The sequence below is a fragment of the Campylobacter sp. MG1 genome (assembly GCF_026616895.1).
Lineage (GTDB): Bacteria > Campylobacterota > Campylobacteria > Campylobacterales > Campylobacteraceae > Campylobacter_E.
The window spans coordinates 25,179-37,833 of the sequence record NZ_JANYME010000004.1; the positions used below are offsets into that span (position 1 = coordinate 25,179).

Below are 12,655 nucleotides of genomic sequence, written 5' to 3' on the forward strand. Positions count from 1 at the left end.
AATGATAGTAAAAACCATACTAGGCAATATAAAAGATTATGATACTAAAGGCAAAATGATAGATAATGTAAAAGTTTCGCCTGATGATAGATTAAAACACATACTTCGCTTAACAAGTGATAGTGGAGTAGAAATTGGCATAAGCCTAGATAATGGTCATTTTCATAATGGCGATATTTTAGGCGAAGATGATAAGAGAGTTTTTGTAATAGAATGTTTGCCACAGAGTGTAATTTTGATTAAGCCAAAAGATATGATGCAAATGGGTTTTGTAGCTCATTCAATAGGCAATAGACATATGCCTGCTGTTTTTGAAGATGGTTTTATGATAGTTGAAGATGATTATTTAATAATTGAGTGGCTAGAAGAAAATCAAGTAAGCTATGAAAAAACGCAAAAAGTTTTGCGTCATGCTTTAAAACACGCGAGTCATCATCACTAATGTTAGGGCAGTTTTTATTTGATAGTGCCTTTGCAAATGGTGCTTATTCGCATAGTTTTGGTTTAGAAAGCTATATTTCTTGGGGCGTTGTAAAAGACGCTTCAAGCTTTCAAAAATGGTTAGAAAGTTATATGCTAGATGTATTTGCTACTAGCGATGGTGCTATTTATGCTATTGCTTGTGGTTTAAAGGGTAAAAAATTAAGTTTATTAAAATTAGCAAAAGTAGCTAATTCATCAATGGCTAGTGCTGAATACAAGGCTGCAGGTATTAGTATGGCAAGAGCTACTTTAAAAAATACAGAATTTATGCACGATGAATATGCAAGTTGGTATTATAAGGCTTGTGAGAACGATGAATTTTGCAATCCTGCTATTGCTTTTAGTGTTTTGGGGCAAAATATGGCTGTTGAATACGCATATTCAAGTATAAAAACACTAACTCAAAATGCAACTCGTGCTATACCATTATCTTATAAAAAATCAAGCGAGTTATTACATATTAATTTAGATTTAGCTAAACGCTCTGCTGATAAATCATTTTATTTAGCAAGTAATATTTTAAAAGATGGCTTTGTTAGTTTGGAAAATACTAAGATGTTGTTTAGTACTCATTATGAACTTGATATAGCTATGTTATCGCACGAAAGATTAGATTTTAGATTATTTATGAGTTAGTATTAAAGAATTTAAATCTTATTTTAAATTCTTTATTTTTTTAGCATAATTTTTAATTCTTATAGAATTAAGTATCACACAAATTGAGCTAAGCGACATAAAAATGCTAGCAATTAATGGATTTATAAGCCCCATAAAAGCTAGTGGAATGCTAACTATATTGTATAAAAAGCTTAATGCTAGGTTTGTTTTTATTAGTCTATAAGTTCTTTTTGCTAATAAATGAGAGTTTTTAATGCCTATTAATTTATTATCAAGCATAATTATATCACTTGAATTAAGGGCTAAATTAGTAGCGTTTTTAAAGCTAATTGATACTAATGCTAATTTTAAAGCTAGTGCGTCATTTATGCCATCACCTACCATTAAGACTTTATTATTTTTACTAAGGTTTTGAATTATTTTAAGCTTATCTTCGGGCAAGCATTCACTATATAAATCATCAATTTGTAGTTCTTTTGCTATTTTTTCGCAAGGCTTTTGCTTATCTCCTGATAGCATTATTACTTTTATATTTTGCTTTTTAAAATAATTTATTAGCTCTAAAGCATCATCATTTAATTGATTAGAAAATACAAAATGCTCTAAAATCTCATCATTTTTAGCAAAAAACATTTCAGTTTCGTTTTTAGAATTTGCATTAATATTATGATTATTTAATAATTTTGCAGAGCCTAGATAGTATTTATCATTTTCAAATTCCGCAATCACTCCTAAGCCGCTTAATTGCGTGAGCTTAAAGTCTTTTAAACTAGGTTTAGTATCTTTTATATATTCATTTAACGAACTTGCTATGAAGTGATTATTTTTATCTAAAATTGCTTTTAAAATGCTTTTTTCATAATTATTTAGATTTATTTGGCTTAATAATTCTAATTTTGATTTTGTTAAAACCCCAGTTTTATCAAATACAGCTATGTCAATTTTACTAAGATTTTCAATATAATTTGAGTTTTTAAATAATACTTTAAGCTTTAAAGCTTCGTGTAAGCACAAAAGATTTCCAACAGGAGCGCTAAGTGCAAGAGCGCAAGGACAAGCAATAATTAATAAACTAACGCTTCTAATAATTGCTTCTTGAATATCGCTCATATTATATAAAAAGCACAAAAACGCAATGCTAAAAATCGCATAACAAAAATAAACACCAATTTTATCAGTTAGTTTTTCTAGGTTTGATTTTTTAGTTTTATTTAGTAATTTTGCAAGTTTATTAATATAGCTATCTTGAAAAGTGCAATTTGCTATGTAATCAAAACTAGCACATTCAACCACACTAGCGCTTTTTATAAAATCTCCTTGCTTAATATCAACTAATTCGCTCTCACCTGTAATAGCACTTAGATTTAATCTAGCTTGTAAGCTTTTACAAGTGCCATCTATTAAGATTTTATCTCCTAAAAATACTCTAATTACATCATCTTTTTTTATTTTAGTAACGCTTATTTTTTCTATTTTGTCATTTTTAACAATATTTACACTAGCGTTTAATAAATCACTTAAAAAATCAATATTTTCTAAAGCTTGTTTATATGATAATTGTTCTAAAAATCTACCTATAAAAACAAAGCAAATTATCATAGCTACGCTATCAAAATACACATAAGAAAGTCTTGCAAACATAGCATAAATACTATAAATATAAACTAAACTAGCCCCAAAAGTAACTAGACAATCCATATTTAAAATCTTATTTTTTAAAGCAGAAATTGCGCTCTTAAACATAGATGAAGCACTATAAAAAAGCACAGGAGTGCATAAAACAAATTCAGCAAAATTAATAATATCTTGAACGCTTTGCTCCATACTAGAAAAATACCCAGCATATCTTGCGATACTAAGCCACATAATATTCATAACACAAGCAATTGCTACAATTAGTTTTGAATAAAACTCAATATGAGTTCTTTTAGCTTTCATTGTTGTATTTGGATTGTAAGCTAGTGGGATATAGCCTAGAGATATTATTATATTTAATATATCTTTTGCTTTAGTTTTATTAGGATTATATTCTATACTTGCTCTTTTTGTTTGATAATTTATATTAATTTCTAATACGCCTTCATTTTTAAGCAGCATTTTTTCAATAAGCCATACACAAGCTGCGCAATGTAAATTATCTATTAAAATTAAAATTTTTTCATAATTATTTTCTTTTTCTATGAAAAAAGAGTTCTCATCATAAGAAATTTGCTCATTAATTTTAGATAAATTTGAAGCATTTTTGTAAAAATCTTCTAAATTATTTTCATTTATGAGATTAAAAACATTTTTACAACCATTACAGCAAAATGCGTTATTGCCTTGAAAAATCATACTATTTTTATCAAAATCTATTTTACAATGAGAACATTTCAATATAAATTCCTTTAATTTTATTGACAATTTTATCTTTAATTTATACAATAATTTTTAATACTTCGTTTTTTTACAATAAGGAAATCAATGGATAAAGATACACAGGTTGAAACTAAACCAGAGAAAAAAAATCAAAAAAAACATATCCCAGTAGATGGATACAAAATAGAAGAATTAAAATTATTACCTTTAGAAAAGTTAATTGAAATAGCTTATGAGGCTGATGTTGAAAATCCTAGAGAATTTCGTCGTCAAGAGTTAATGTTTGAAATTTTAAAAGCTCAAACAAAAAAAGGTGGTTTTATACTCTTTACAGGTATTTTAGAGATTAACCAAGAAGGTTATGGCTTTTTAAGAGCTATGGATGCAAATTTAAGTGATAGTGTAAATGATGCTTATGTTAGTAACTCACAGATTAAAAAATTTGCTTTAAGGGTAGGTGATATTGTAACGGGTCAAGTAAGAGAGCCAAGAGAACAAGAAAAATATTATGCACTTTTGAAAATCGAAGCGATTAATTATTTACCTTTAGCAGAAGCTAGAAAAAGAGCTTTATTTGATAACTTAACTCCAATTTTTCCAACAGAAAAATTACAACTTGAATACGACCCTTTAAAGCTAACGGGTAGGGTGCTTGATTTATTCACACCTATTGGAAAAGGTCAGCGTGGATTAATAGTAGCACCTCCTAGAACAGGAAAAACTGAATTAATGAAAGAATTAGCAACTGCAATTGCTAAAAATCATCCTGAAAGCCAACTAATAGTGCTTTTAATTGATGAGCGACCTGAAGAAGTAACTGATATGCAAAGATGTGTAAAAGGTGAAGTTTTTAGCTCTACATTTGATCAACCTGCATTAAATCATGTGCGTGTGGCTGAACTTGTGATTGAAAAAGCTAAGCGTTTAGTAGAAATGGGTAAAGATGTAATAATCTTACTTGATAGTATCACAAGACTTGCTCGTGCTTATAATACTGCAACTCCTAGTAGTGGTAAGGTTTTAAGTGGTGGTGTTGATGCAAATGCACTTCATAAGCCAAAAAGATTTTTTGGAGCTGCTAGAAATATTGAGCATGGTGGAAGCTTAACAATAGTTGCAACTGCTTTAATTGATACGGGTTCAAGAATGGATGATGTGATTTTTGAAGAATTTAAAGGAACAGGAAATAGCGAAATCGTTCTTGATAGAAATATTTCAGATAGAAGAATATATCCAGCTATAAATATTACAAAGAGTGGAACGAGAAAAGAAGAATTATTGCAAGGGCCAATTAACTTACCTAAGATTTGGGCAATTCGCTCAGCTATGAATTCTATGGAAGATGTAGAAGCGCTTAAATTTTTATATGCAAAAATGCTAAAAACTCAAAATAATGAAGAATTATTGTCAGGATTAAATGAATAATATGCAAAATTTATCACTTAAATATCGTCCAAAAAATTACGATGATTTAGTAGGACAAAGTGCTGTTAGTAAGAGTTTAAAATATGCACTAGATAGTAAAAACATAGCTAATGCTTATCTTTTTTCTGGTCTTCGCGGGAGTGGAAAGACTAGCTCTGCTAGGATATTAGCAAAAGCACTAAATTGTGAGCGTGGGATTAGCTCAAAACCTTGCGGAATGTGTGCTAGTTGCGTTAGTAATGATGGAATAGATATTTATGAGCTTGATGCGGCTAGTAATCGTGGTATTGATAGTATTCAAGATTTAATAGAAAATACAAAATATGCACCACTTCATTCAAGATTTAAGATTTTTATAATTGATGAAGTGCATATGCTTACTCGTGAAGCCTTTAATGCACTTTTAAAAACACTTGAAGAACCACCTAGTCATGTTAAATTTATTTTAGCAACAACAGACCCTAATAAATTACCAGCTACTATTTTAAGTAGGGTTTTACATTTTAGATTTAAAAAAATTCCTTTACAAGATATAGTAAGTAGAATGGAATTTATATTAACAAATGAACAAATTCCTTATGAAAAAGAAGCCTTAAATTTAATCGCAAGAAGTGGTGGTGGCTCTATGCGTGATAGTCTTACTTTATTAGAGCAAGGCATAATTTATTCTCAAAAAAGACTTAGCAAAGAAAGCATTGCTTTAATGTTAGGATTAATAGATGTAAATATTATTAGAAATTTTTTTAATAGTATTTTAAATTCAGATGAAAGTGGTATATTTAAATTTTTAGAACTTGCTAAATCTTATGAGATAGAAACTATTTTAGATGAAATGAGTGCTTACTTAAAAGATTGTTTTTATAGTAAAAATAATAATTTTTCATTACTTTTATATGATAGATTTTTTCATATTTTAGCAAAAGCAAAAAATATGGCAAAAATTAGCGATGATGATGATTTTATATTATGCGTTATGTCGTTTATGCTAAAAGAGGCTGTAAATTTAAAAAGCATTGATGAAAAAATAGATGAATTAAATGAAGTGAATGATAATGAAAAAGACTTTAATAATTTTGTAAATAGTGTTGCTAAACGTGATTATAAATTAGGTGAAATTTTAAAAAATAGAGCATCATTTGTTAGTTTTGATGGTAATGAATATTGTATTAAGGTAAATCCTGAAAATGAAGATGAGAAACAACATTTTAGGACTTTTTATTCATCAGTTATAAAACCGATATTTACTAATATATTTAACGATGCTAAGTTAGTAATTAAGACTGATATTGTAAAAAATGATGAAGTAAAAAAAGTTGATAGTTCTAATGAAATAAGTGTTAAAAATAATATAAATTATCAAAGTGTAGAAAATGAAATAAGATATCCTGAGTATCAAAGCGATGATTATTTAGACGACTTAGCTAATACAAACGATTATAACGATGAATTAGATATACCTGATGAAGTTATGGAAAAATACGATGGTTATTTACAAGATTTGTTAATTGAAAGTATTTGTTTTATTAAAATTGAAGATGATATATTGTGTTTGTATGTTAATCCACCAGTTGATGAACAAAGAAAAGGAATTTTAAGAAATAATATTTTAAAATTTTTAAAAGAATGTCAAAATTATTACAAAATTGATAAATCAAAAATCATTAACATAAACGAAGATAGTAAAAAAAAACTTTAATTAATAATTCTCACAAAGAATTTATAAGAGAGCAAGAATATACAATAGCCAGAGAATTAGGTGTTAATGTAGTAAAGAAATTTGTATTAAAAGATGAAGTTAATAGCGATGATAAGATAATAAATTTAGAATTTAGTGATGTACAATTAAGTGAAGAAGAAAAGGAATTAAAAAATAAAATAAAAATTATTGAAGAAATTTTAGGACCTTTAAGCGAGATAAAACCTTGAAAAGTAATTTTATTTTGTTATAATCACCATTTGCTTACTGGGGTTGATTGGTTTCGACAGGATTAGTAAGGGATTAGTTGCATGCCGTGTTGCTACGTTAAACGCTAAATTAAAATTAAACGCAAACAAAAAAGAATTAGCTCCTGCTTACGCTTACGCTGCGTAAGCTCAGTTGAGCCCTGCGATGCTTAAAGCTTGTAATAGCATTAGCGGGTCATCATTCAAGCTAGTTTAAAGTTTTGGCTAGACTTTAAATAAAATAAAAGCCTTAGTTTTTACTAAAGTCGTAAGCTGCACTTGGTAAAAATGAATTTAAGCAGCCTACTAAGCATGTAGACGCTGGTTTTGAGCTAGTTTTGGACTGGAGTTCAAATCTCCACAACTCCACCAGACTTTATTACTTCTATTAATAATTATTAAATAATATAAATATATTTTTAAATATTTAGGAGAGAAAATGGAGCTTTTACATAAGGATTGCAAAAGTAAATTAGATATATTAAAAGAGCATTTTGCTGAATGTTTTGATAAAGATGGAAAATTTAATTTAGAAAAATTCCAAAGCGAAATAGTTGCTAACGGGGGGGGGGATTTTACAAATGAGAGTTATAGTTTAAATTTTTTAGGCAAAAAACACGCAAAATATCTAGCAAATCTAAAACCATCAAGCTACCTTAAACAAAACGGCACATTTAATGAAAATCTAAAACAAAATCTACTCATAAAAGGCGATAATTTAGAAGTCTTAAAACACTTACAAAATAGCTATTATAAAAATTATTATTTTATTTGCTAATAATATTTAAAATATTATTTCTTATTTTAATAGTTAAAGGAGAAATAATGCAAAGAAATAGAAGTCAAGGATGGCAACATGCCAAGAAAAGCGGTCATAGCAATGAATAATTAGTGGCTTTTGAAATTAGTAATAATGAAAATTTTAGAAATAATTTATTGCAAAGATTGGGTTTGTTAGGATATATCGTTAAGTCAGAAATTGAATTTACAGGTCTATCAGAAAAAAATATAGATAGCATTTTAGAATCTAAAACCAAATCTAAAACCGATTTAAAATTACAATTAGGTTTTTGCAGTAATGATAAAATAGTAAATATTTCCATAAAAAAGAGCCTTGGAGGGCAGGTTTATTTAATTACACCTAATAATTTTATAAACGGAATGGAGAATAAAATTGGCAAAATAAACGACGATATTAAACTTGCTATCAACTTGTATTGGGGTAGCTACGATGATATTGATAATATTATAGACAAGCATGGTGTGAATAAATCATACGAATTTAGAAAATCTAGATTGCTAGGTGATACATTAAAAAATTTTAATACAAAGCTTTATAATGATTTACTTCTATGGTTTAAAACAAATATTTATGCAATAACAAAATTTGTATTTTCTACTGGGTTAAGTTTGGATAAAAATACTTGGGCTGAATATCTATGGTATATAAATTTTGTTGATAATAAAAACATTGATAAAATATTTAGCATTGAAGATATATGTAAAAAATCAGAAGAGCATAAAGAGCTTATATCTTATAGTATAAGAAAAGGCAGTACGATTAATCTACCTTTTGGTTTTGTTCAATGGCATCAAAATTCAATTCAGTTTCATCATAAGTATGATAAAATTGAAAAGCTTTTTCAACTTCACGAGCTAGGGCAATAGACAATAATGGTGGGACCGCATTTCCTATTTGAAGTCGTTTTGTCCCATCTGATCCATAAAATTTATAATCGTCTGGAAAGCTTTGTAATCTTGCACCTTCTCTAATGCTTAAAGCCCTTGAATCCCTAGGGTGAATACATCTTGACGATGATGGACATGCAAAATTTCTAGTAATTGTAGTTGAAGGTTTATCCCACCACAATTTAGCGTATGTATTATTATATCCGCTACTAGGTTTTAAATGTTCTGGTAATGAATTTTTATCTTCTCCATCTTTAAGTGTTTGCATGATTTCTATAAGTTTTTTATTATTTAACGGGCTTTTATGCTCAGTTAAAACATTTGTGGTTCTAACAAAATTTAAAAATTCATTATCTGCTTTTTTAATAAATTTTAATCCAGTTTCGCCACTTTTAATCTGTTCTAAATCTCCAATTGCCTCCGCTAAGGTTACAATTTTTTTATTATTGTCTTTACCGTGTGTTTCGGTTGGAAAATTGAAGTTTATGTTGTTTTTTACTCCTACCAAGATAACCCTTTCTCTATTTTGTGGAACTCCAAAATTTACTGCATTTAAAATTTTATAAGAAAGCTTATACCCTAATTCTTGAAAAGTTGTTTTAATATTGTTAAACACATTACCATTGTCCATGCTTAAAACTCCACAAACATTTTCAAACATAAACAGTTTAGGTTTTAATATGTTAATAACTCTTGCATATTCTAAAAATAATTTAGCTCTATCATCATTTTGTCTTTTTCCCAATGTTGAATAGCTTTGACAAGGAGGACCACCTATAATTACATCAACATTGCAATCAAAATAATTTTTGAATACATCTTTATTTAAATTTTTAATATCTGCTTGTAGTGTATTTATTTTTGGGTGATTTAACTTATATGCTTTAACCATATCTAATTCTATATCGTTAGCTAACAGTATTTTAAATTTATTATTCTTCGCAAAACCATAGCTTAACCCACCAATACCAGAAAATAATTCTACTACTGTTATTTGTTGCATTCTTAATCCTATGATAAATAATATTGTGATATTATAAATTAAAAAACTTAAAAAATAGTAAATTTATACTATAAATTATAAATTAATTAGTACAGGTGTCTTAATGAGTGCTAGAAATAAATTAAATGAAGTAAAAAAGGTATACAACATTAGCAATGATTTAGAATTGTCAAAGTTTTTAAAAACCAACAAACACAACATTGATAGTTGGGTTAAACGCAATAAAATTCCAAATTCTTGGTTAAATTATATAGAACTTCTTTTACAAAAAAGAGAAAATGCAGTTAATATGACACATTCTATAGAGATTGATGAAATTGTTTTATTATTAAAAACATATGGAACTCCTAAAATATTACAGGAACTTAAAAATAAATTGTTGACTATTAAAAACATAGATGATAAAACTATTTAATCTATAGATTTAGTCTTGATATGGGCAAAATTTCACTTGTTTTTATGATTTTTTAGATATTTTCGTGCAAGATTTAAACAAGCAAAAAGTGCTATTATCAAATGGCGTAGAGCTAATTAAAGATAACAAATTTAATCCTTTTAGCTTTAATGATGATTTAGCTAAGCAAATGATAAATGCTTGTTTAGATGAGCATTTTAAGTTAGAGCGAGAATTTTTAAATCAAAAGATAAAATTAAAGCCTTTAAGCTTATTTTTTATAGATGATATAAATTCTTATCGTGGAGAAAACGCAAGGCTAAAAGAATATTTTGAAAAGGCATTAAAAAGCAAACTAGAAGAAGAATTAAAGCTTAGCACAGGATTTTATAAAGAATATTTACAAAAATCTTTAAACGATATTAGCCTTACTCACGGCGGTTATTTTTCAAAAGATAATAGTGATAAAGATGATAAAATAGAGCAAGAAATCAATGAGATTTTGCACGATAAAATGAGCCTACTTAGTCTTAATAATACTAGAAGATTTATATTTTCAAAATGGACGCTTAAAGAAGGTTGGGATAATCCAAATGTATTTAATATTTGCAAACTTAGAAGTAGCGGAAGTGAGATAAGTAAGCTTCAAGAAGTTGGGCGTGGGCTTAGGCTTCCTGTTGATGAATACGGCAATAGAATTACTAATAAAGAGCATTATTTAAATTATTTCGTAGATGCTAGTGAGAGTGATTTTACTCAAAAACTTATAAACGAAATTGAGATAAGTGATGAGTGTTTTGATATAAAAATAGATGATTTATTAGATGAGAAAATTTATAAAATAATTTTAAGTGAATATGATTTAGATGAAGATTTGATTTATGATGAGCTTTTAGAATGCGGTGCTATAAACAAGCGAAGTAAGATAATAAATGTAGATATTTTAAAAGCAAAATATCCAAAAGCATTTAGCAAAAATAACATTAAAAAAGGTAAGATTAAAAACTCTAATGAATTAGAAAATAAAGTAAAAATCAAAACTAATTTATATCCACAAATCAAGGCTTTATGGGAAGAAATAAACAAAAAAGTATTTTTAAAATACGATGCCATTGAAAATGTGTTTTTAGCTAATTTTAAAGAGTTTTTAAAAGAATTTAAAGCAAAAGATAATTCAAGTTATATAAAAATTACACAATTAAGCGTAAATAATAATCAATTAAAAAGCCAAAAAGATATTTTAAATAATAAAATAAATATAAAAACTCTAAATTATGGAGAGTTTTTGCTAGGACTTAGCACAAAATTAGGTCTTAATCTAAACACTTTACATAAAGCCTTTTATGAGTTAATGAAAGATGGTTTATTTAACATAAATGATTATTTAAATGAGCCTAGTTTGAATGCTATTTGTAAGGAATTTAATTTTTATCTTTTAAGTAATTCTAATAGGCTTTTTAGCATATCTTACGAAGAGTTTTCACACCACATTCATCCTACCAAAATCACTAATGAAAAAGGTGAAATATTAAATGAAATAAATGCTAGTGATATAGGTGTTTTAGGCGGAGATGAATTAGCAAATAATACCTTTTTATACGAGCAGATTTTTTATGATAGTAAAATTGAGCAAGAGATAATAAAAGAAGATATAAAAAACATACAAGTCTTTATGAAAATACCTAAAAACTCATTAAAAATCCCTGTAGTGGGTGGATTTAGTTATTCACCTGATTTTGCTTATGTATTAAAAGATGATAAAGAAAATATCCATTATTTTGTGCTTGAAAGTAAAGGCGTAGATAGTAAAATCAATCTAAGAAGTGATGAAAATGCGAAAATTACTAACGCAGAAAGTCTTTTTAAAGGTATAAATATTACTTTTGAAAAACAATTTAATAATGATAAATTAGAAGAAATTATAAATAAGGTAATTAAAAAGATTTGATATTTATAATTATTTAAGCCCTAGAAATAGGGCTATTATATAAAGAAAAGCTCTTTAGCATTATCTTGTAATATAATTTTAGCTTTATCATTAGTAACTTTTAAAAAATCATCTAAAGCTTTTTGATAATTTATTTTGCTTTCGTAATTAGTATGCGGCCAATCACTCCCATAAACAAAGCGTTTTATATCAAAAATATCGCTTAATTTATCAAATACATCTTTACTAAACGCTAAATCTTCATCTAATCTATAAAAACCACTTACTTTAAAATTAATATCTAAATTTTTATAATTATTAAACTCATCTAATAATTTAAAAGTATCTTTATTAGGTCTTGCAAGATGATCAATCATAATTTTTACATTATATTTGGCTAAATCATCAATGATAAATAATAATTTATCTAATTCTTTATGTAATTCTATGTGAAGATTAAATTCTTTAATATACTCTAAAGCTTCTTTATAATCATCAAAATTAGGCTTATCTTTTCCTATTAGATTAAGCCTTAATCCACAGACATTTTTTTCTTTTAAATCACTAATATTATTAGGGTCAATTACCACAATTCCCCTTAAATTAGAATGCTCTTTTAAAGCTTGTAATAAATATGAATTATCAAAACCTAAAAAACTAGGCTGAACTAAAACACCATAAGAAAAATTAAATTCCTTTAAATTAGCCAAATATTGTTCGCAACTTGCATCATAATTTGGCACATATCTAACTACATTAGCCGAACTTATATTTGCTCTAAAAATGTGAGCGTGAGTATCTATATACATAACCT

Annotated in this window: 11 protein-coding genes and 1 other RNA gene; 9 read left to right on the plus strand and 3 right to left on the minus strand. The window is 27.1% G+C overall.

Annotated features, from left to right (window positions below; translation table 11 throughout):
* Nucleotide 1 precedes the first annotated feature (1 nt).
* Complete coding sequence (locus NY022_RS04265) at nt 2-442, plus strand: urease accessory protein UreE (RefSeq protein ID WP_239803350.1); 441 nt, start codon at nt 2-4, stop codon at nt 440-442.
* The gene (locus tag NY022_RS04270; RefSeq protein WP_267523808.1) at nt 442-1,119 is read left to right on the plus strand and encodes an urease accessory protein UreF; all 678 of its coding nucleotides are present in this window, start codon (nt 442-444) and stop codon (nt 1,117-1,119) included. Before NY022_RS04265 ends, NY022_RS04270 begins: the two co-directional genes overlap by 1 nt.
* An 18-nt stretch (nt 1,120-1,137) precedes the next feature.
* Here the strand turns inward: NY022_RS04270 and NY022_RS04275 are convergent, their stop codons facing one another.
* Complete coding sequence (locus NY022_RS04275; RefSeq protein ID WP_267523810.1) at nt 1,138-3,477, minus strand: heavy metal translocating P-type ATPase; 2,340 nt, start codon at nt 3,475-3,477, stop codon at nt 1,138-1,140.
* 87 nt (nt 3,478-3,564) lie between these two features.
* On the opposite strand from NY022_RS04275, the gene rho reads away from it, so the two are divergent.
* The 5 genes from rho to NY022_RS04300 all read left to right on the plus strand — a co-directional run bounded on the left by rho (nt 3,565) and on the right by NY022_RS04300 (nt 8,496).
* On the plus strand, nt 3,565-4,884 hold the full coding sequence (gene rho / locus NY022_RS04280; protein WP_267523811.1) for a transcription termination factor Rho: 1,320 nt from the start codon (nt 3,565-3,567) through the stop codon (nt 4,882-4,884).
* Nucleotides 4,877-6,580: a DNA polymerase III subunit gamma/tau gene (gene dnaX, locus NY022_RS04285; protein WP_267523813.1), complete on the plus strand. Its 1,704-nt coding sequence runs from the start codon at nt 4,877-4,879 to the stop codon at nt 6,578-6,580. The genes rho and dnaX overlap by 8 nt, the downstream gene beginning before the upstream one ends.
* Before the next feature lie 269 nt (nt 6,581-6,849).
* Nucleotides 6,850-7,200: a transfer-messenger RNA gene (gene ssrA / locus NY022_RS04290) on the plus strand.
* Between the two features lie 67 nt (nt 7,201-7,267).
* A complete protein-coding gene (locus NY022_RS04295) occupies nt 7,268-7,606 on the plus strand; it encodes a hypothetical protein (protein ID WP_267523815.1) in 339 nt (112 codons plus the stop codon).
* A gap of 113 nt (nt 7,607-7,719) precedes the next feature.
* Nucleotides 7,720-8,496 carry a hypothetical protein gene (locus tag NY022_RS04300; RefSeq protein ID WP_267523817.1) on the plus strand — a complete coding sequence of 259 codons (777 nt, stop codon included), beginning with the start codon at nt 7,720-7,722 and terminating at the stop codon, nt 8,494-8,496.
* Here the strand turns inward: NY022_RS04300 and NY022_RS04305 are convergent.
* Nucleotides 8,390-9,520 (minus strand): DNA cytosine methyltransferase, encoded by a 1,131-nt coding sequence (locus tag NY022_RS04305; RefSeq protein WP_267523819.1) that lies wholly within the window; start codon nt 9,518-9,520, stop codon nt 8,390-8,392. The genes NY022_RS04300 and NY022_RS04305 overlap by 107 nt on opposite strands.
* Before the next feature lie 103 nt (nt 9,521-9,623).
* Here NY022_RS04305 and NY022_RS04310 point away from each other — a divergent pair, with 103 nt between their 5' ends.
* A complete protein-coding gene (locus NY022_RS04310) occupies nt 9,624-9,935 on the plus strand; it encodes a hypothetical protein (protein ID WP_267523821.1) in 312 nt (103 codons plus the stop codon).
* 58 nt (nt 9,936-9,993) lie between these two features.
* Nucleotides 9,994-11,862 (plus strand): type III restriction-modification system endonuclease, encoded by a 1,869-nt coding sequence (locus tag NY022_RS04315; RefSeq protein ID WP_267524041.1) that lies wholly within the window; start codon nt 9,994-9,996, stop codon nt 11,860-11,862.
* 35 nt (nt 11,863-11,897) lie between these two features.
* On the opposite strand, the gene NY022_RS04320 is transcribed toward NY022_RS04315, so the two are convergent.
* Nucleotides 11,898-12,650, minus strand: coding sequence for an amidohydrolase family protein (locus NY022_RS04320; RefSeq protein WP_214120164.1), 753 nt, complete (start codon nt 12,648-12,650; stop codon nt 11,898-11,900).
* Nucleotides 12,651-12,655: the final 5 nt, after the last annotated feature.

Coding starts and splice junctions, on each gene's coding strand:
- NY022_RS04305 (WP_267523819.1), bottom strand. CDS start 9,520: ATGCAACAAATAACAGTAGTAGAATTATTTTCTGGTATTGGTGGGTTA.
- NY022_RS04310 (WP_267523821.1), top strand. CDS start 9,624: ATGAGTGCTAGAAATAAATTAAATGAAGTAAAAAAGGTATACAACATT.
- NY022_RS04265 (WP_239803350.1), top strand. CDS start 2: ATGATAGTAAAAACCATACTAGGCAATATAAAAGATTATGATACTAAA.
- rho (WP_267523811.1), top strand. CDS start 3,565: ATGGATAAAGATACACAGGTTGAAACTAAACCAGAGAAAAAAAATCAA.
- dnaX (WP_267523813.1), top strand. CDS start 4,877: ATGAATAATATGCAAAATTTATCACTTAAATATCGTCCAAAAAATTAC.
- NY022_RS04320 (WP_214120164.1), bottom strand. CDS start 12,650: ATGTATATAGATACTCACGCTCACATTTTTAGAGCAAATATAAGTTCG.
- NY022_RS04295 (WP_267523815.1), top strand. CDS start 7,268: ATGGAGCTTTTACATAAGGATTGCAAAAGTAAATTAGATATATTAAAA.
- NY022_RS04270 (WP_267523808.1), top strand. CDS start 442: ATGTTAGGGCAGTTTTTATTTGATAGTGCCTTTGCAAATGGTGCTTAT.